This window comes from Oceanicaulis sp. (assembly GCF_965249665.1).
GTDB lineage: Bacteria > Pseudomonadota > Alphaproteobacteria > Caulobacterales > Maricaulaceae > Oceanicaulis.
In genome coordinates, this window is record NZ_OZ252247.1 from 149,883 (window position 1) to 167,416 (window position 17,534).

Annotated in this window: 20 protein-coding genes; 10 read left to right on the top strand and 10 right to left on the bottom strand. The window is 63.1% G+C overall.

All coding sequences use genetic code 11. From position 1 onward, the window contains the following. The first annotated feature begins 51 nt into the window (after positions 1–51). A complete protein-coding gene (locus ACP154_RS00780; RefSeq protein ID WP_421857738.1) occupies positions 52–867 on the top strand; it encodes a hypothetical protein in 816 nt (271 codons plus the stop codon). On the opposite strand, the gene ACP154_RS00785 is transcribed toward ACP154_RS00780, so the two are convergent. Then, a complete protein-coding gene (locus ACP154_RS00785; protein ID WP_421857735.1) occupies positions 861–1,598 on the bottom strand; it encodes a TlyA family RNA methyltransferase in 738 nt (245 codons plus the stop codon). The genes ACP154_RS00780 and ACP154_RS00785 overlap by 7 nt on opposite strands. A 101-nt stretch (positions 1,599–1,699) precedes the next feature. On the opposite strand from ACP154_RS00785, the gene ACP154_RS00790 reads away from it, so the two are divergent. Together ACP154_RS00790 and ACP154_RS00795 are read left to right on the top strand one after the other, a co-directional pair. Then, positions 1,700–2,287 (top strand): TetR/AcrR family transcriptional regulator, encoded by a 588-nt coding sequence (locus ACP154_RS00790; protein WP_421857732.1) that lies wholly within the window; start codon positions 1,700–1,702, stop codon positions 2,285–2,287. A 62-nt stretch (positions 2,288–2,349) separates the two neighbouring features. Beyond that, positions 2,350–3,735, top strand: coding sequence for a S41 family peptidase (locus ACP154_RS00795; protein ID WP_421857730.1), 1,386 nt, complete (start codon positions 2,350–2,352; stop codon positions 3,733–3,735). Here ACP154_RS00795 and dxs read toward each other — a convergent pair. The 8 genes from dxs to ACP154_RS00835 form a co-directional block, all read right to left on the bottom strand. Then, complete coding sequence (dxs, locus tag ACP154_RS00800; RefSeq protein WP_421857727.1) at positions 3,732–5,639, bottom strand: 1-deoxy-D-xylulose-5-phosphate synthase; 1,908 nt, start codon at positions 5,637–5,639, stop codon at positions 3,732–3,734. The two genes, ACP154_RS00795 and dxs, sit on opposite strands and share 4 nt — an antisense overlap. A gap of 37 nt (positions 5,640–5,676) precedes the next feature. Then, on the bottom strand, positions 5,677–6,567 hold the full coding sequence (locus ACP154_RS00805) for a polyprenyl synthetase family protein (protein WP_133723698.1): 891 nt from the start codon (positions 6,565–6,567) through the stop codon (positions 5,677–5,679). Then, positions 6,564–6,920: a tRNA-binding protein gene (locus ACP154_RS00810; RefSeq protein WP_133723699.1), complete on the bottom strand. Its 357-nt coding sequence runs from the start codon at positions 6,918–6,920 to the stop codon at positions 6,564–6,566. The genes ACP154_RS00805 and ACP154_RS00810 overlap by 4 nt, the downstream gene beginning before the upstream one ends. A gap of 4 nt (positions 6,921–6,924) precedes the next feature. Continuing rightward, the gene (locus tag ACP154_RS00815) at positions 6,925–7,173 is read right to left on the bottom strand and encodes an exodeoxyribonuclease VII small subunit (protein WP_421857723.1); all 249 of its coding nucleotides are present in this window, start codon (positions 7,171–7,173) and stop codon (positions 6,925–6,927) included. A 75-nt stretch (positions 7,174–7,248) separates the two neighbouring features. Further along, positions 7,249–7,836 carry a histidine phosphatase family protein gene (locus ACP154_RS00820; RefSeq protein ID WP_421857720.1) on the bottom strand — a complete coding sequence of 196 codons (588 nt, stop codon included), beginning with the start codon at positions 7,834–7,836 and terminating at the stop codon, positions 7,249–7,251. Positions 7,837–8,148: 312 nt separating this feature from the next. Next, positions 8,149–9,021 carry an SDR family oxidoreductase gene (locus ACP154_RS00825; RefSeq protein WP_421857718.1) on the bottom strand — a complete coding sequence of 291 codons (873 nt, stop codon included), beginning with the start codon at positions 9,019–9,021 and terminating at the stop codon, positions 8,149–8,151. Positions 9,022–9,112: 91 nt separating this feature from the next. Then, positions 9,113–9,868 (bottom strand): signal peptidase I, encoded by a 756-nt coding sequence (lepB, locus tag ACP154_RS00830; RefSeq protein WP_107711236.1) that lies wholly within the window; start codon positions 9,866–9,868, stop codon positions 9,113–9,115. Further along, a complete protein-coding gene (locus ACP154_RS00835) occupies positions 9,865–10,218 on the bottom strand; it encodes a YbjQ family protein (RefSeq protein ID WP_022701742.1) in 354 nt (117 codons plus the stop codon). The genes lepB and ACP154_RS00835 overlap by 4 nt, the downstream gene beginning before the upstream one ends. A gap of 217 nt (positions 10,219–10,435) precedes the next feature. Between ACP154_RS00835 and ACP154_RS00840 the strand changes: the two genes are divergently transcribed. Further along, the gene (locus tag ACP154_RS00840) at positions 10,436–10,813 is read left to right on the top strand and encodes a DUF4870 family protein (protein ID WP_421857715.1); all 378 of its coding nucleotides are present in this window, start codon (positions 10,436–10,438) and stop codon (positions 10,811–10,813) included. Between the two features lie 3 nt (positions 10,814–10,816). On the opposite strand, the gene ACP154_RS00845 is transcribed toward ACP154_RS00840, so the two are convergent. After that, positions 10,817–12,601, bottom strand: coding sequence for an acyl-CoA dehydrogenase (locus tag ACP154_RS00845; protein ID WP_421857713.1), 1,785 nt, complete (start codon positions 12,599–12,601; stop codon positions 10,817–10,819). Positions 12,602–12,745: 144 nt separating this feature from the next. Between ACP154_RS00845 and ACP154_RS00850 the strand changes: the two genes are divergently transcribed. The 6 genes from ACP154_RS00850 (at position 12,746) to ACP154_RS00875 (ending at position 17,483) form a co-directional block, all read left to right on the top strand. Beyond that, positions 12,746–13,360 (top strand): YceI family protein, encoded by a 615-nt coding sequence (locus ACP154_RS00850; RefSeq protein ID WP_421857711.1) that lies wholly within the window; start codon positions 12,746–12,748, stop codon positions 13,358–13,360. Between the two features lie 3 nt (positions 13,361–13,363). Then, positions 13,364–13,969 (top strand): cytochrome b, encoded by a 606-nt coding sequence (locus tag ACP154_RS00855; RefSeq protein WP_421857708.1) that lies wholly within the window; start codon positions 13,364–13,366, stop codon positions 13,967–13,969. A 105-nt stretch (positions 13,970–14,074) separates the two neighbouring features. Continuing rightward, on the top strand, positions 14,075–14,626 hold the full coding sequence (locus ACP154_RS00860) for a YceI family protein (RefSeq protein WP_421857706.1): 552 nt from the start codon (positions 14,075–14,077) through the stop codon (positions 14,624–14,626). Positions 14,627–14,666: 40 nt separating this feature from the next. Further along, a complete protein-coding gene (locus ACP154_RS00865) occupies positions 14,667–15,650 on the top strand; it encodes an L-threonylcarbamoyladenylate synthase (protein ID WP_421857704.1) in 984 nt (327 codons plus the stop codon). Positions 15,651–15,699: 49 nt separating this feature from the next. Then, the gene (locus ACP154_RS00870; RefSeq protein ID WP_107711242.1) at positions 15,700–16,023 is read left to right on the top strand and encodes a GrlR family regulatory protein; all 324 of its coding nucleotides are present in this window, start codon (positions 15,700–15,702) and stop codon (positions 16,021–16,023) included. Between the two features lie 59 nt (positions 16,024–16,082). Beyond that, positions 16,083–17,483: an FAD-binding oxidoreductase gene (locus ACP154_RS00875; RefSeq protein WP_421857701.1), complete on the top strand. Its 1,401-nt coding sequence runs from the start codon at positions 16,083–16,085 to the stop codon at positions 17,481–17,483. The last annotated feature ends 51 nt before the right edge of the window (positions 17,484–17,534 follow it).

A 17,534-nucleotide genomic window follows, 5' to 3' on the forward strand; every position in this document is an offset into this window, starting at 1 on the left:
CTTGCAACGTCACAAACCGGCGCTGCGGCGTCTGAGCTGGAGGGTTTCCTCATGATCCGTTCGCGTTTTGCAGTCTCCGCCCTGACGGGCGCCGCCCTGCTTCTGCCGCTGGCCGCTGCTGGCGCCCACGCGCAGACCTATCGCACCCCCTCAACCGCCTCGGCCCCGCAAAGCTATGAAGCCTGCGTGGCCTCCCAGCGCAATCGTCAGGTGGCGGGCGCTGTGATTGGCGGTGTTCTGGGTGCGGTGATCGGCGCAGAAGTGCATGATGACCGTCAGGACCGGGATCGGGACCGTCATTACCGCGGCCGTGACCGCCATCGCGACTATTACGGGCGCGGCTATCGCCGGGGGGATCGTTATGACCGCCGTCGCGGACGCGGCTACCACGAAGAGGGTAATGACGGCGCGGTTCTGGCCGGCGCTGGTCTGGGCGCCCTCGCCGGCGCCGCCATTTCGGGCCGCTCCAATGGCTGCGAGCATCTGCGCAACGCGGGTTATGGCGGCTATGGCTATAATCAGGGCGGTTACGCCTATCCCGATCAAGGCTACCAGCATAACGGCTATCAGGGCGGGTATGATCAGGGGTACGATCAGGGCTATGACCAGCGAAGCTATCGCAGCTCGTCCGCGCCGCAAGGCGAATTGCTGGGCGGGGAAAGCTATGGCTATGACGAGCCGGCCCAGCCCTATCAGAACCAGCCTTACCAACCGCCCGCACAGTCTGGTTCTCAAAGCCGAACCTACACCGCCAGCGCTGGCGCCCCGCGCGGCAACGCATGTCGGAACATGCAGTCGGGCAATGGATCCGTGACCTGGATGTGTCAGGGCGCGGATGGCGTCTGGCGTCCGGCCTCGACCTACTGATCCGGAACGGCTTTGGCGCCGTAGAACAGATATTCGCAGTTTCCATCCCCTCCCCGGATCGGACTGCTGGTCTCCCCTTTGACCGGGATTGACGCCCGCGCCAGGAAGGCGCGGGCGTTGTCTTTGGCGCGCTCCACCGCCGCTTCGTCTTTGACAACGCCGCCCTTGCCCACATGCTTGGGGCCGACCTCGAATTGAGGCTTGAACAGCGCGATCAGCGCCGCCCCCGGCGCCGCGAGCTCCAGCGGACGGGCGAGCACTTTCTCAAGGCTGATGAAGCTGGCGTCACACACCACAAGACTCGGCGCCTCGCCCCCAATCTGATCAAGCGTCAGGGTCCGCGCGTCGGTCGCCTCAAGGCTGAGCACGCGGGGATCGCTCTTCAGCGCCGCATCCAGCTGGTCACGGCCCACATCCACAGCGATGACCCGCCGGGCGCCGTGCTCGAGCAAAACCTGGGTGAAGCCGCCCGTGCTGGCGCCCACATCCAGACAGACCCGGCCCGCCGGATCAACGCCGAAGACGTCCAGCCCTTTGACCAGTTTCAGCGCCGCGCGACTGACATAGGGATGGGCGGCCTCGGCCTGCACCTCGGCGCCTTCAGGCACAGTCTGAGAGGCTTTGCGCAGCGCATCGCCATTAACGATCACCTTGCCCGCGGCAATCGCGGCCTGCGCCTTGGCGCGGGTGTCGAAATAGCCGTGCTCTACAAGGTATTTGTCTGCGCGCATTGCGTCCTCGTGCTCCGGCGTCTGGTTGTATCCAAATGCGCCGCAAAACCCAAATCAGCAGACTGGATGACCGCAGTCACGAATTGCGGCATATCTATGGGATGACCGGATTACGAGACACTAAGAAAGCCCAGGTGCGTCAGGCGCTCTATGACGCCGCCCTGACCCAGTTCCGCGAAGCAGGCTATGAAGACGCCTCCGTCGCCGCCATCTGCAAGGCGGCGGGTGTCGCCAAGGGCACCTTTTTCAACCACTTTCCCACCAAGGCGCATGTTCTGGCCGCCTGGTATGAAGACGCGATGCAGAACGCCGACCTCAAATCGGGGTCTGGCCAGGACCAGCCGCTGCTTCAGTCCTTTCTGATCATGGCGCAAAACGCTGTGAGCTTCGCCCGGTCCGAACCCGTGCTCTGGCGCGCCAAGCATGCCTACGCGCCGCAGTCAGACGACATCCAGCGCAGTGAACGTGAGATCGACCTTCGGGTCCAGACCCAGGCCAGCACCCTGATCAAAGCCGCCCAAGCGCGGGGCGAAATCCGCTCCGGGATTGATGCCGAAGCCCTGTCCGCCCTCTATGTCTCCGCCCTGACAGGCGTGATCCGCCAATGGTTGAACACTGGTGAGAGCTTTGACCTTGGGGCTGCGCTGCACGAGCGTATTTGCACCCTTCTGTCGCTGGCGGCCGCCTGATCGCTTGACAAAGGACGGCCACCGCCCCAAAAGATGACCACGGTCACTTTGAGGCTCCCGTGATGTTTCTCTTGATCAGTCTTGCTGTCGCGCTTCTGAGCAGCGCCCAGAGCGCTCAGCCCATCTTCGCAAATGACGGAACGCTTGATGTCCGGGCACAAGGCGTCTGGCACAGCCGGGAAAAGGGCTGGATCCTCGACATCAACGAGACCGGGATCACCCGCTGGCAGGACACCCAAGCAGGCTGTTACGCCAGCCCGCCCCCCGACGAGAGCACCCCGATGATGGGCCAGGTGGAATACCGCCTGTTTCGCCCGTCGCGCACCGGCCAGTCCATCCGCCTCACTTACCTGCCGGGCGACGCCTCGGCTTCTTTCGAGCGGCTGGACGCCCTGCCTTCGTCTTGCGGCGCAGAAGACCTGACCACAGAAACCGCGATCTTCGATGTTTTCACCAGCGTGATGGACCGGCATTACAGCTTCTTTGACGCGCGCGGCGTGGACTGGGATGCACAAATCGCGGCGGCCCGTCCTCATGTGCAGGACGGCATGGGCGAAGCGGCGCTGTGGGATGTGCTGGCGAACCTTCTGGCGCCGCTTCAGGATTCTCACACCAAGATGGTGGGGCTGGTGGAGGGTGAACCACGCCGCGCCCAGGCAGGCCTTGGAACCACCTTGCCGATGATCCGGAACGGCATGGGCGAAGGCGCTTGGCTCAATGGTCTTGTCGACCAGCTTTTCAACGACGTGCTCGCCCCCGGCGCCGAGCTGATCGCCGACCGGGTGATCGTGGGCGAGATCACGCCCGAAAGCGGCGCGCCGATCGGCTACATCGAGATCTTCACCATGGGCGGGTTCACCCGTGAGCAAACGCCCGGCACGATCGAGTGGTCACAAGCCGAGCTGGCCGCGCTGTCAGACATACTCGACGACGCCCTCACCCGCTTCGCCGACCATCAGGCGGTGATCGTGGACCTGTCCAATAATCGCGGCGGCTATGACGCCGTCACCCGCGCCATTGCGGCCCGCTTCACGGATGAGGCGTTTCTCGGTTATCGCGTCAGCGTTCCCGGCGCCCCCGAAGCGACGGAAGACTATGAGATCACGCCCCATAACGGCGTGCGCTTTACGGGCCCGGTCTATGTGATGACCAGCGATGTGACGGTGTCGGGTGGGGAGATCACCACGATGATGCTGCGTCAGCTGCCCAATGTGATTCAGGTGGGCGGAACGACGCGCGGCGCGTTCAGCACCCCGCTCGCCAAACCCCTGCCGAATGGCTGGTATCTGGAACTGTCCAACGAAGTGTTTGAAGACGGGTCAGGCGCCGTGTTTGAAGGCCGCGGCCTTCCGCCCGCCATCATGGTCGACATCTATCCCGAAGCCGCGCCTGTCGCAGGCCATAGAGCCGCGATCGAGCGCGTGGTCGGGATGATCGAGGGCGGTTAAGCCAAAGCCGCCGCCGCCTCAGCCTGCCGGCCCAGCGCGTCGAGCACTTTCGCGGTGATGTGCTTGGCGTTCAGCCCCGCCGTCTCATACATGGCGTAGGGGCTGTCCTGGTCCTGGAACACGTCCGGCAAGGTCATGGTGCGGATCTTGAGCCCTGCATCGAGCGCGCCGTCTTCGGCGAGGAAATGCAGCACGAACGCGCCGAAGCCGCCCACCGCCCCCTCTTCGATGGTGATCAGCACCTCATGCTCGCGGGCGAGTTCCCGGATCAGATCATGATCAAGCGGCTTGGCGAAGCGGGCATCGGCTACGGTCGGGTTCAGGCCATAGGCCGCAAGCTCGTCTGCGCTTTTGAGCACTTCCCCGAGGCGGGCGCCGAAGGACAGGATGGCGACGCCAGCGCCTTCGCGCACAATGCGGCCCTTGCCGATCTCAAGCGGGATAAGCTCTTTGGGGATTTCAACGCCCAGCCCCTCGCCGCGCGGATAGCGGAAGGCGCTGGGGCGGTCGTCGATTTCATTGGCGGTGGCGACCATGCGCGCCAGCTCCGCCTCATCAGCGGCGGCCATCACCACCATGCCCGGCAAGGCGCCCATATAGCCTACATCAAACGAGCCGGCATGGGTGGCGCCGTCTGCGCCCACAAGGCCCGCCCGATCAATGGCGAAGCGCACCGGCAGGGACTGGATCGCCACATCGTGGACCACCTGGTCATAGCCGCGTTGCAAGAAGGTGGAATAGATCGCGGCATAGGGCTTGAGCCCTTCGGCCGCCAGACCCGCCGCGAACGTCACCGCATGCTGTTCAGCGATGCCGACGTCGAAGGCGCGATCAGGGAAGCGCGCCGCGAATTTATCCACGCCCGTCCCGCCCGGCATGGCGCCGGTGACCGCGCAGATCTTGTCATCGGTCTCCGCCAGCTCGATCAGCGCATTGGCGAAAACGCCTGTATAGCTGGGCGAGGCCGCCTTTTTCTTTTGCTGCTCGCCGGTGACCACGTTGAACTTGGCGACGCCATGATACTTGTCGTCGGCGGCCTCGGCGGGCGCATAGCCCTTGCCCTTCTGGGTCACGGCGTGGATCAGGATCGGACCCTCGCCCGCATCGCGCACATTGCGCAGCACGGCGACCAGCTGGTCCATGTCATGACCGTCAATCGGGCCCACATAACGAAAGCCCATTTCCTCAAACAATGTGCCGCCCATGGCCATGCCGCGCAGATATTCCTCGGCCCGGCGCGCATGCTCCTTCACGCCCAGCGCCTCGGCGACGCCTTTGCCCAGCTTGCGGATGGAGTTGTAGCTCTTCGAGCTGACCTGGCGCGCGAAATAATGGCTCATCGCGCCTACAGGCGGGGCGATAGACATGTCATTGTCATTGAGGATGACAATGAGATCTTTCTTCATGTCGCCAGCATTGTTCATGGCCTCATAGGCCATGCCGGCGGACATGGAGCCGTCGCCGATCACCGCGACGACCTTGCGGCCCTCTTCGTGCTTGAGGTCGCGTCCTACCGCAAAGCCCAGACCCGCCGAGATCGAAGTGGAGGCGTGCGCGGCGCCGAACGGGTCGTATGCGCTTTCAGAGCGTTTGGTGAAGCCAGACAGGCCGCCGCCCTGACGCAGGGTGCGAATACGGTCGCGGCGTCCGGTCAGGATTTTGTGCGGATAGCATTGATGGCCCACATCCCAGATCAGGATGTCGCTGGGCGTATCAAACACATGATGCAGGGCGACCGTCATCTCGACCACGCCGAGCCCCGCGCCCAGATGCCCGCCCGTCACCGACACGGCGTCGATGGTTTCCGCCCGCAATTCGTCCGCCACGGCCTTGAGAAAGTCGAGGTTGCGGTTTTTCAGATCCTCAGGAGAGGAGATCTGGTCGAGATGCGGAGTGTCAGGCATGCGCCGTGTCCTTGGTTCTTATCTTATCATCTAGGCTTCAGGACTGCCGCGCCAAAACAAAATCCATCAGCTTACGCAGCATGTCGGCGTCCTTGCCGAAGGGATCGAGATGAGCCTTGGCCTGATCGGCCAGCCGCGCCGCCCGGTCCCGGGCGTCCGGGACGCCCAATATGGAGACGAAGTTGGCTTTTCCTTGACCAGCATCCTTGCCGGTGCGTTTGCCCGTCAGGCTTTCATCCCCTTCCGCGTCCAGAAGGTCATCGACGATCTGGTAACATAATCCGAGGTCATGCGCGAAGCCTTCTAGCGCAAGCCGGTGCGCACGGTCCGCATGCCCGATCAAGCCTCCCGCCTCGGCGCAGAAACTGATCAGGGCCCCCGTCTTCATCCGCTGGCAGCGGGTGATGATCCCGATATCGGTCTCCGCGCCCGCTTCCACCGCCATGTCGATCATCTGACCGCCCACCATGCCGCGCGGCCCGGCGGCCTTCGCCAGCCGCAGGACCAACTCGGCGCGCACCGCGGCATGTTCGTGGGTTTCAGGGTCGGCCAGCAGCTCATAGGCCTGGCTTTGCAAAGCATCGCCCGCCAGCACCGCGGTCGCCTCGTCATACTCGCGATGCACCGTGGGACGGCCTCTTCGCAGATCGTCATCATCCATGCAGGGCAGGTCATCATGGATCAGCGAATAGGCGTGCACGCATTCCACGGCGCAGGCCGCGCGCAGCAAGGCCCGCTCATCGCCGCCCACTAGATTGCCCGCTTCGATCAGCAAGAAGGGGCGCAAGCGCTTGCCCGGCCCCAAAGCCGCATAGCGCATGGCCGAAATAACGCGTTGCTCCGGCCCGTCCGGACGCGCCAGCAGCGCATCCAGCGCCACCGTCACCCGGTCGGCGGTCTCGGTGAGATGATCAAGAAAGGCGCTCATGACACCCGCGCTCCGTTCGGCGCATCACCGTCTGCATTCAAGAGCAAGATGGCGCCGTCCGTATCGGTCACGCCCAGCACCAGCACTTCAGAGCGGACCGGGCCGATCTGGCGCGGCGGGAAGTTCACCACCCCGAGCACCCGTCGGCCCACCAGCGTCTCGGGCGTATAATGGTCGGTGATCTGGGCGGAGCTTTTGCGCTCGCCGATCTCCGGGCCGAAATCGACCCACAGCTTGATCGCGGGCTTGCGCGCTTCCGGGAACGGCTCGGCGCGCACGATCGTGCCCAGACGGATATCCGTCCTGAAGAAATCCTCAGGCGCGATTTCGGGCTGGGCGGGGCCTTCGCTCATGGGATCAGTCCAGATCAGCCGGCTCGGCGGAGATCGCGCCGTCAGCGTCCACAACGATCTTCTCGACTTTGAGCTGGGCCTCTTTCAGGCGCGCCTCGCAATGCGCTTTCAGCGCGGCGCCGCGTTCATACATGGCGATGGACTGTTCAAGCTCCACCTCGCCCCGCTCAAGCTGAGCCACGATGGTCTCGAGCTCTCTGAGCGCGGTTTCAAAGCTCATCTGGGCGATTTCGGCGGTGGGGGCGTCAGTCATCGCTACTGCCTTCTCATAGGGGAGGTCACGCCCCCACAATCGCGAAAGATCGCGTCGGATCAAGCCGCCAATGCGCTAGCGTTTCAGCTCATAGCGACGCCAGGACCAGTATCCGTCCCCGCCGTCACGCACGCAGGTCCAGCCCTGGCGCTTGAGTTCGGGACGCAGCATGCGGTTGAACCAGCCATGGGCGAACAGCGCCACAGCGCCGCTCTGAGAGGCTTCAACCAGCTTTTCCGCAGCCGCCGCCGCGCGCACTTCGGCCTGCGGTCGGCTTTCCCCGTCGCCTGAGCAGCCCAGCCACCAGGAACAGCGCGCATACACGCCCCAGGTCCGCGCCTGCAGTTTCAGCGGCAGGGCGGGCGGCGGCAAGGGCGCTTCCACGAACAAGGCGTCATGCTCGATCGGGCGATCTCCCACCGCGGCGCGCGCCGTTTCGATGGCGCGGGGCAATGTGGAGGAATAAAGCGTTTTCGCCAACGCGGCCTGCTCAACCAGGGTTTCAGGCGCGCTCTGGCCGGGTTTCAGCCCGGCGCGGTCATAGGCCGCCCACCAGTCCACATAGCCGCGCCAGTCCATGCGCGCCCGACGGTCAGCGTCAGGCTCGCCATGTCTCGCGATGATGATGGGGCCCGGCTTGTCCGGGCTGTCGGCTCTGGTCATGAACGGTCTTGAGCGATCTTGATGTAAACGCGGCGTCATCCCTGCCTCGCCCAGGCATGGTGACGTCAACTCCACGCCCCCCGTCGTGCGAGCGTCAGCCCCCATGAGTCAAGCGTGAGGGGAGTGGTACCCCCCCTCCCCCACAGAGACAAGCCGGGATGATGCACGCGTGTGCGAACAGACCGGTCGCCAACAAATGACGCCGCTCTGTCACCTACGATGTTCAAGCTGTCTCGGTGGCGGAATATTGGGCTCAAATATGATTCGGCCCCTTGGCGCCCCGGCGATGGTCATCGCCGGGGCGTAATGTGTTTAATGACTTGGATCGATGCTCATGATCTTGACGCCCGCAGGGGCTTTCGGCTCTTCGGGCACGAAGAAGTCCGGCAAAAGCTCCTGAGACGGGTCAACGGCGAACTGATCAAGGTCGGTGACGCCTTCACTGACCAGGAAGCTGTCATCAATCAGGAAATTGCCTGTGAACTCAGCCGCCGGCTTGGTGAGCACGCGATAGGCGGTCTCGGCCAGGATGTCGGGCTTGCGGCAGTTCTTGAACGCCTCTTCGCCCGCCAGAACATTGGCGATGGCGGCGGTGGCGACGGCGGTGCGCGGCCAGATGGCGTTCGCGGCGATCTTGCCCTTGAACTCGCCCGCCCAGCCCAGAATGCACAGACTCATGCCATATTTCGCCGAGGTGTAGGCCACATGCGGGGCGAACCATTGCTCACGCATGTCGAGCGGCGGGGACAGAGCCATAATGTGCGGGTTCTCGGACTTTTCAAGGTAAGGCAGGCATTTCTGGGTGACCAGGAAGGTCCCGCGCGCATTGACCTGGTGCATCAGATCCCAGCGCTTGATCGGGGTGTCTTTGGTGGGCATCGGGAAAATGGCCGAAGCGTTGTTGACCACAATGTCGATGCTGCCAAAGGTCTCGACCGTCTTGGCGACGGCGGCGTCCACGCTCGCTTCGTCGCGGATGTCGCAGACCAGCGGCAGCGCCTTGCCGCCCGCTTTTTCAACCGCTTCGGCGGCGGTGTAGATGGTGCCCGCCAGCTTGGGATGGGGTTGGTCGGTTTTGGCGGCGATGACAATATTAGCGCCGTCGCGCGCACAGCGCTCAGCAATCGCCTGACCAATGCCGCGGCTGGCGCCGGTGATAAAAAGGGTCTTTCCCGTCAAGCTCATACGAATTCTCCCGCTCCTGGATGAAGCGGGAGAATAACAGCGTTATACCTGAAAGGACAGACCCGAAACCACAGAGTTTGCAAGCTGACGCCTAGATTGGGCGCCAGACACGCCAGCCCGGACAGGTCATGCCGTCTTCGCGGCGGCACGAAGCGAAGGTGAACAGCACAGTCCAGGCCCGGCCAACCACCAGATCGCGGTGCACATAACCGATCCCGCGCGAGGCGCGGCTGTCCAGCGACGCGTCGCGATTGTCGCCCATCAAGAAGAGATGGTTTTCCGGCACATTGAACGGACCCACATTATCAAGGGCGGCAGAATCGGAGCGCTCATAGATCTCGTGGACATCACCGCCCGGCAGGGTCTCGATATAGACGGCGGCCTCGACAGTTTCGCCTGCGCGGTCGCGGTACTGAACCACGCCTTCCGGATCACGGGGCACCAGCTCATCATTGATGTAAAGGCGACCTGCTCGCATCTCGATCCGGTCACCTGGAAGGCCGATGACGCGTTTGATCAGATTGATGTCCTGTGCGGGATCGCGGACCACGACCACATCGCCGCGTTTGGGCGTCGAGCCCAGCACCCGACCTGACCAGCTGTCCGGCAGCAGATACCCCAGGCCCAGCGGCAAGGAATGACGTGAATACCCGTACGCAAATTTCGACACCAGAACGCGATCGCCCACCTGGATGGCGGGCTGCATGCTTTCAGACGGGATATGGAACGCCGCGAACACGAACGTGACCAACACGAACCAAACCGCGACAACGCCCCCTAGAAAGCGGATCGTCTCCCCCACTTCCGCGACCGCCTTGCCGCCGAAACGGCGTACTTTTTCATTCATTTCAGCTTTACCGCCGTTCCATAGGCAAGCACTTCAGCCGTGCCTTCCATGACCGCTGCGGTGGAAAAGCGGAAGGTGACGACCGCATCCGCTCCCATCTCTTCGGCATGGCTGACCAGCCGGCCCAGCGCTTGTTCCCGCGCCTCGGCCATCAGCTTGGTGTACTCGCTGACTTCGCCCCCGACCAGATTGCGTAATCCGGCCACAAAATCCCGTCCAAAAAACCGTGCGCGAACCACGCTTCCGCGCGCGATCCCGATAACGGCTTCGACTTCATGGCCGGGAATATCGTCGGCCATGGTCACAAGCACGGGGGCGCGCGTCGCGGGATGTTCAGGGGTGTTGCTCATGGAAAGCCCTTCAAAACAAACCTGTTAACCCAGCAAATTGCTCGCGCCACAATCACACGGAGAAAGTTAAAGATTAACTCGCACCGATCAGTTCACAATGCTTATTGGCGCCTGACAAGGCAGTGGGTGACACGCTCTTCACTTGACGCGACAACAGAGGCTGAGCTGAGCTATATAGGTCACAGACCAAGCAGCATACAGTATCCGGAGATCAGACATGGCCCCCACCGACAGCCCGGACGACGCTCCGACCAGCGTGCGCGACCAGAACGGGGACCGTATCCTGGCGGTGATCAACTACGCTTTGCTGCTCGTGGGAATCAGCAACGGCCTGACTGTGCTGATCGCCGCCATCCTCGCCTATGTGCGCAAGGACAACGCCGATCCGCTGGTGCAAAACCACTTCCAGTTTCAGATCCGCACCTTCTGGTACTGGCTGGCCATGGTGATCGTGGGCGCGCTGACCTGGATCTTCCTGATCGGCATCCTGATCTTGCTGATCGCCAATATCTGGCTGGCTGTCCGGTCGGTGGTGGGGCTGATCCGTCTGGTGGACGGCCGCCCGCACTCTGACCCGACAGGCTTCTGGATCTAGCGCCTAGGCGCTCGCCAGCACGGCTTCACCCGGACCAAACACCGGCTCATAGCCCAGCTTGATCTCGCCCAGCAGGCCCGCCGCACCTGTCAGCGTGGTCTGGGCGAAGATATTGGCGATGGCGATGCGCGCCTGGGCGTAGCTCTCCTCGCCATCCGCTTCCTTGAGCTTGCGCTGGGCCGCGACGGCGCCCACGCATAGCAGCCAGCCGCCGGTCACATCACCTGCCAGTTTCAGATAGGCGGTGGCCCCGGCGAGGCGGTCGGCGTCGCTGGCGTCAAGCATCCATTTGGTGGCGTCTTCCAGGGCGTCGCAGGCCGGTTTCAAGGCCTCCGCCAGCACCGGCAAGTCCGGATTCGAACTGGTGATGCAATCTTCGATGGTCTGACGCACATCCTCGATCAGCTCGGACATGGCGGTCCCGCCATCGCGCGCCAGCTTGCGGCCGACCAGGTCGATCGCCTGGATGCCGTTGGTGCCTTCATAGATCGGGGCGATGCGTGAATCGCGCAAATGCTGGGCTGCGCCGGTTTCTTCAATGAAGCCCATGCCGCCGTGAACCTGAACGCCCATGGAGGCGACATCCACACCCATATCGGTGCACCAGGCCTTGGCGATCGGGATCATCAGATCTTCACGGCGCTTGGACCAGGCCTTCTCGTCGGCGTCGTCCATATGCTCGCCCAGATCGGCCTCGACCGCCGCGTGATAACAAATGGCGCGACCCGCCTCGATCTTCGCCTTCATCACCGCCAGCGTGCGGCGCACATCGGGATGATGAATGATCTCGTGCGGGCCGTGATCATCCATATTGATGGCGCGACCCTGTTTGCGGTCCTGGGCGTAGGCGAGGGCTTGCTGATACGCGCGCTCGGCGATGCCGACGCCCTGCACGCCCACATTCAGACGCGCCGAGTTCATCATGATGAACATCGCCGCCATGCCCTTGAACTCGTCGCCCAGCAGCCAGCCTTTGGCGCCGTCATATTCCATGGTGCAGGTGGGAGAGCCGTGAATGCCCATCTTGTGCTCCAGCCCGATGGCCTGAAGCGTGTTGCGCTCACCCGGATTGCCGTCCGCGTCGGGGAGGAATTTCGGCACGATGAACAGCGAGATGCCCTTGGTGCCCGCCGCACCATCAGGCGTGCGCGCGAGAACCAGATGGATGATATTGTCGGCGCAGTCGTGCTCGCCCCAGGTGATGTAGATTTTCTGACCCGAAATCGCCCAGGATCCGTCGCCATTGGGCTCGGCCTTGGTGCGCAGCGCGCCCACATCAGAGCCCGCGCCCGGCTCGGTCAAATTCATCGTGGCGGTCCATTCGCCAGACATGATCTTGGCGAGATAGAGATCGCGCTGTTCGTCCGTGCCCACGGCGATCAGGGATTCAATGGCGCCAAACGACAGCATCGGGCCCAGGCCGAACGCCATGTTGGACGATTGCAGCATCTCCATCAAGGCGCAGCCCAGCGCCTTGGGCAGGCCCATGCCGCCCATATCGGTGGGGAATTGCAGGCCCTGCCAGCCACCTTCGACATATTGCGCATAGGCATCCTTGAACCCGTCCGGCGTCGTCACGACGCCGTCTTTCAGGGTGCAGCCCTGCTGGTCGCCGCTCCAGTTCAGCGGCGCCAGCACGTCATTGGCGAGCTTGGCGGCCTCATCCAGAATGGCCGGCGTCAGGTCGGAGGAGAATTCCGGGAACACTCCCGTCGCCTTCACGCTGTCCAGCGCTGCAACTTCTTCCAGGGCGAAGCGGATATCGCGAACCGGGGCGCGGTAGCTCATGGTGACTCTTCCCTTCCAGCAGGATGATTTGGTCCGAACATAGCGTGTTTGCTGCAAAGCGGGAGTCACCGGTATAGGATTTGATCAGGCGGCTCGCATCACTCGCCCTTTCAGCCTAGTCTCACAAGCAGAGGAGACTGGCCCATGACAGTGCTGCGCATGCTCAGCTTCACGCTTTACGCAACCCTGCTCAGCGCCTGCGTCTCTGCGCCCACGCTGGAGCCGGCGCGTTTGCCGCCTGGCGAGTGGGCGCTCGATCCCGCTCACGCCAGCGCGCTCTGGCGCATCCAGCATATGGGTCTGTCCTGGTATACGGGGCGCTTTGACGCCATCGACGCCCGGCTCAGCTTTGACGCCGCCCGCCCGGAAAACGCCCGGCTGACCGCCATCATCGACGCCGCCTCGATCTCCACTGGCGACCCTGCGTTTGACCAGACGTTATGCAGCGCAAGCTGGTTTGACTGCGACGCCCATCCCCAGATCGTCTTTCGCTCCGACCATATCGAGGTGACCGGCCCGGACACCGGCCTCGTTCACGGCCAGCTGACCCTGAAAGGCGTGACGCAACCCGCCGTTCTGGAAACACAGTTTTACGGCGGAGTCTTCAACCCGCTGGAAGCGCGCCAGGCCTTGGGATTTGGCGCGGACATGACAATTAACCGCACTGATTTCAGGGTCGGACGGCTTCCCGGCAATCTGATCGGCGATACAGTGGTGATCCGTATCGAAGCGGAATTCCTTCGCGACCGAGGAGAGTAAGCCATGTCCGCCGCCACCACGTCCCATCGCTATACGACTGTCGCCATCATCCTGCACTGGGTGATCGCGGTCATGCTGGTGTCCATGGTGTTTGTGGGCTGGTGGATGGAGGATTTGCGACACGCCCTGTTTGAAGGCACAGGCTCGCTGACGCTGACCCAGTCCGTTTATAACTGGCACAAGACGGCCGGTCTGATCATTCTCCTACTGTCGCTCGCGCGGCTGGCCTGGCGTTTGACCCACACGGCGCCGCCCCTGCCCGAAGGCATGAAACCGTGGGAGCGTTTCGCCGCGCAATTCACCCATATCGCCTTTTACGGCGTCATGATCGGCGCGCCGATCATGGGATGGATCACGGCGTCGGCCTCCAGCTTTCCTTCCAAGCTATTTAATCTGGATGGGTTTCTGCTGCCTCATTTGCCGGTGCCGCAAACAGACAGCTTTGAATCCCTCGCCGGGTCGATCCACGGCGCCTCAGGCTGGGTGATCCTGATCTTGCTGGCGCTGCATGCCGGCGCCGCGCTCAAGCACCATATTCTGGACCGGGACGGTGTCCTGACCCGCATGATCCCGGGGCTGAACATTCCGCCGCAGACCGGGCGCGACTGACCCTTTCCTGTTCGGAAGCAGAGCTGTGCGCGGACGTCTGCTTGTGGTGCAGGGGGATCGACGTATGTGTAAGGGCAGATGTGGATCGGCCCAGGAGACTTGGACATGCGCGCCTTTATCGCCCTCGCCCCGCTTGCCTTGCTGGTGACAGCGCCCGCACTGGGTCAGTCTGACGCCTGGGTGGTGGATTATGATTCGAGCTCTGTCGGCCTGCAGACTGACGTGTTCGGAACCACGATCCGAGGCGATTTCCCACACTTTACAGCCGATATCCGCTTGGACCCTGAAGACCTCTCTGACGCCCGCATCGAAGCTGTGGTTCAAGCCGGCTCGGGCCAGCTTGATGCGCCGAATCGCCAGTCTGACATGGACGGGCAAGCCGGATTGAACCCGTCGGCGCATCCCGAGATGCGCTTTGTATCCGACACCATCACCCGTGAAGGCGGCACCTACACCGCGCTTGGAACGCTCTCCATCAAGGGCGTCACCCAGGAGCAAGCGTTGACCTTTACTCTGAACATCACGGACGGTCGCGGAGTCGCCGATGGCGGCTTCACGCTCGCCCGCAGCGATTTCGGCGTGGGCGCGCGGGATTGGGGTGCCGCCGCTGCGCAGATTGAGGTGCGGGTGCATATCGAGGCTGTGCGCGCAGACTAGCTTGATTGCACCGCCAGCTGACGAACGCTACCTAACCGTCATGACCCGTCCCAGCCCGCCCCCTGACACCCCGGTCTTGCCCGCGCACGATCCAGATGCGCTGGATCAGGCCGTGCGGATCCTCAAGGCGGGCGGCTGCGTCGCCGTGCCGACCGAGACCGTGTATGGGCTGGCCTGCGACGCCACCAATCCGAAAGCCGTGGCGGGCGTGTACGAAGCCAAGGGACGGCCCAGCTTCAATCCGCTGATCTGCCATGTGGATACGCTTGAGCGCGCTCATAGCCTGATCAAACTTGATGATCAGGGTCTGGCGCTGGCGGAACGCTTCTGGCCTGGCCCGCTTACACTGGTCGGGCCCAAGCGAACGCCCTCCCCGGTCAGCGATCTGGCGGCGGCGGGTCTGGACTCTCTGGCGGTGCGGACGCCGCGCTCAGAGGCGCTTCGCACGCTGGTGCAGCGCCTAGATGCGCCGCTGGCGGCGCCCAGCGCCAATGCGTCAGGCGCCATAAGCCCCACCACCGCCGAGCATGTGAAGGACAGCCTGAACGGCCGCATTCACCTGATCCTGGACGGCGGTCCCTGCAAGGTGGGCGTGGAGAGCACCATTGTCTCACTGCTGGACCCCGCCCAGCCCGTGATCCTGCGTCCCGGCGGGGTATCGCGCGAAAATCTGGAAACCGTGTGCGGTGTGTTGGCGCAGCAAACCCGAGCGAATCACAGCGCGCCGACAGCGCCCGGCCAGCTCACCTCTCACTACGCGCCTAACGCGAGTGTGCGCTTGAACGCAACCCAACCTGTCGCCAATGAAGCGTTTTTGGGGCTTGGCACGCAACCAAAGGGCGATGATGTTGTATTTTTTGACCTTTCCCCAGACGGCGACCTAGTCGAAGCCGCTGCAAACCTGTTTACTGGCCTGCGCTGGCTGGACAGGGTCAGCGATCGCATCGCCGTCGCCCCCATCCCCGAAACCGGATTGGGCGAGGCGATAAACGACCGCCTCAGACGCGCAGCTGCGGAGCGTTAGAACAACTGCTCAAGGTTGTGTTCAGACTCTGGATGATAAAACGCGAGCCATGCAAAACGGTCTTTATATCGCCTCCTTCCGCACCCCGCTTGATGACGCCAAGGGCATCATCATTGTCCAGGACAGCCGCGTTCTGGGCGGGGATTCGGGCATGTATTATGTCGGCAGCGTCTCCGGGCCTGAAAGCGAGCTTCAGGTGAAGATGGTGGTCACAAACCACGACCCCTCCCGCCTGTCGGTCTTTGGTGAATTTGATAAATTCGCCCTGACCCTGACCGGAAAGCGCGAAGGCGACGCCTATGTCTTCCAGGGCCGCGCCGATGCCGCGCCCTCCATGCGCTTTGAGGCGGTGCTGGAAAAAGCGGCGGATTAATCGCTGCAGACGTCTTTGGGCTCTTGTTCTATCCAATGCGGCGGTTGCACACTGCCCCTATGAGCACACAGACCCTGACCGCCCTGAAAGCCGCCCTCGATCCCAAAGCGTGGAGCGAGGACCCTGATGAACTCGCCCCCCATGTGCGCGACTGGCGCGGGCGGTATCAGGGCGCGTCGCCGCTCCTGCTCAAACCCTCCACCACCTCAGAAGTGAGCCGCATCCTGTCCATGTGCAATGAGGCGGGCGTGGCGGTGATTCCGCAAAGCGGCAATACCGGTCTTGTCGGGGGCTCAACGCCTCAGGGCGAAGTCGTGTTGTCCTTAAAGCGCATGAACGCCATTCGCGCCCTCGACGCGGACAATGACTCGCTCACTTGCGAGGCGGGCGCGATCCTCGAAAGCGTGCAGGGCGCCGCCAGAGACGCCGGCAAGCTGTTCCCGCTCTCGCTGGGCGCGCAAGGCTCGGCGATGATCGGCGGCCTGATCTCCACGAACGCCGGCGGCGTTCACGTGCTGCGCTATGGCATGATGCGTGATCTGGTGCTGGGCCTCGAAGCCGTGCTTCCCGATGGCCGTGTGCTGTCGGATCTGTCGGGCCTGCGCAAGGACAACACAGGCTACGACCTCAAACAGCTGTTCATTGGCGCGGAGGGCACGCTGGGCGTGGTCACCGCCGCGACGCTGAAACTGTTCGCGCGGCCTGCCTCCACCGCCGTCGCTATTGCGGCTGTCGAGAGCCCGGCTCAGGCGGTCAAACTGCTGGGTCATATGAAAAACGCCACCGGCTCTGTCGCAGCCTTCGAACTGATGCCGAAGATCGGGCTGGATCTCGCCGTCCATCATTTGCCTGGCGCACGCCATCCGCTGGACTCAGGCCCCGCCTGGACGGTGCTGATCGAACTGGTCAGTCCCGAGATCGACCGCGCCCAGTCGCTTCTGGAAAGCGCGCTCGAAAGCGCCTTTGAACAAGGCCTCGTCTCGGACGCCGCTCTGGCGCAGACCGAAGCGCAAATGGCCGAATTCTGGGCGCTGCGCGAAGGGATTCCTGAAGCGGAAAAAGCTCATGGCAAGGCCGCCAAGCACGATGTCTCCGTCCCGGTCTCGCGCATGCCCGCCTTCATGGAAGAAGCGACTGCAAAAGCCGAAGCCATGATGGACGACGCCCTGATCATCGCTTTTGGCCATGTGGGCGACGGCAATGTACACTTTAACGTCGCCCGCAAGACGCCCGGATCGGACGACGCGTTTGTTGCACGCTGCGCTCCGGTCACAGAGGCGATCTATGATCTGGTGGACAAGCATGGCGGCTCGATCAGCGCCGAGCATGGCGTGGGCATTCTCAAACGCTCAGAGCTGGCCAAACGCAAACCAGTCGAAATGGCTGTGATGCGCTCCATAAAGCAAACCCTCGACCCCAACGCCATCATGAACCCGCGGGTGATGCTGGGTATAGACTGAGCCTATGACACTGACCGGTTAAATTGATTGGCGCCGCAAGGGTCCCGCACC

Coding starts and splice junctions, on each gene's coding strand:
- ACP154_RS00875 (WP_421857701.1), top strand. CDS start 16,083: ATGAGCACACAGACCCTGACCGCCCTGAAAGCCGCCCTCGATCCCAAA.
- ACP154_RS00850 (WP_421857711.1), top strand. CDS start 12,746: ATGACAGTGCTGCGCATGCTCAGCTTCACGCTTTACGCAACCCTGCTC.
- ACP154_RS00815 (WP_421857723.1), bottom strand. CDS start 7,173: ATGACTGACGCCCCCACCGCCGAAATCGCCCAGATGAGCTTTGAAACC.
- ACP154_RS00855 (WP_421857708.1), top strand. CDS start 13,364: ATGTCCGCCGCCACCACGTCCCATCGCTATACGACTGTCGCCATCATC.
- ACP154_RS00835 (WP_022701742.1), bottom strand. CDS start 10,218: ATGAGCAACACCCCTGAACATCCCGCGACGCGCGCCCCCGTGCTTGTG.
- ACP154_RS00840 (WP_421857715.1), top strand. CDS start 10,436: ATGGCCCCCACCGACAGCCCGGACGACGCTCCGACCAGCGTGCGCGAC.
- dxs (WP_421857727.1), bottom strand. CDS start 5,639: ATGCCTGACACTCCGCATCTCGACCAGATCTCCTCTCCTGAGGATCTG.
- ACP154_RS00845 (WP_421857713.1), bottom strand. CDS start 12,601: ATGAGCTACCGCGCCCCGGTTCGCGATATCCGCTTCGCCCTGGAAGAA.
- ACP154_RS00865 (WP_421857704.1), top strand. CDS start 14,667: ATGACCCGTCCCAGCCCGCCCCCTGACACCCCGGTCTTGCCCGCGCAC.
- lepB (WP_107711236.1), bottom strand. CDS start 9,868: ATGAATGAAAAAGTACGCCGTTTCGGCGGCAAGGCGGTCGCGGAAGTG.
- ACP154_RS00790 (WP_421857732.1), top strand. CDS start 1,700: ATGACCGGATTACGAGACACTAAGAAAGCCCAGGTGCGTCAGGCGCTC.
- ACP154_RS00810 (WP_133723699.1), bottom strand. CDS start 6,920: ATGAGCGAAGGCCCCGCCCAGCCCGAAATCGCGCCTGAGGATTTCTTC.
- ACP154_RS00870 (WP_107711242.1), top strand. CDS start 15,700: ATGCAAAACGGTCTTTATATCGCCTCCTTCCGCACCCCGCTTGATGAC.
- ACP154_RS00820 (WP_421857720.1), bottom strand. CDS start 7,836: ATGACCAGAGCCGACAGCCCGGACAAGCCGGGCCCCATCATCATCGCG.
- ACP154_RS00785 (WP_421857735.1), bottom strand. CDS start 1,598: ATGCGCGCAGACAAATACCTTGTAGAGCACGGCTATTTCGACACCCGC.
- ACP154_RS00825 (WP_421857718.1), bottom strand. CDS start 9,021: ATGAGCTTGACGGGAAAGACCCTTTTTATCACCGGCGCCAGCCGCGGC.
- ACP154_RS00780 (WP_421857738.1), top strand. CDS start 52: ATGATCCGTTCGCGTTTTGCAGTCTCCGCCCTGACGGGCGCCGCCCTG.
- ACP154_RS00795 (WP_421857730.1), top strand. CDS start 2,350: ATGTTTCTCTTGATCAGTCTTGCTGTCGCGCTTCTGAGCAGCGCCCAG.
- ACP154_RS00860 (WP_421857706.1), top strand. CDS start 14,075: ATGCGCGCCTTTATCGCCCTCGCCCCGCTTGCCTTGCTGGTGACAGCG.
- ACP154_RS00805 (WP_133723698.1), bottom strand. CDS start 6,567: ATGAGCGCCTTTCTTGATCATCTCACCGAGACCGCCGACCGGGTGACG.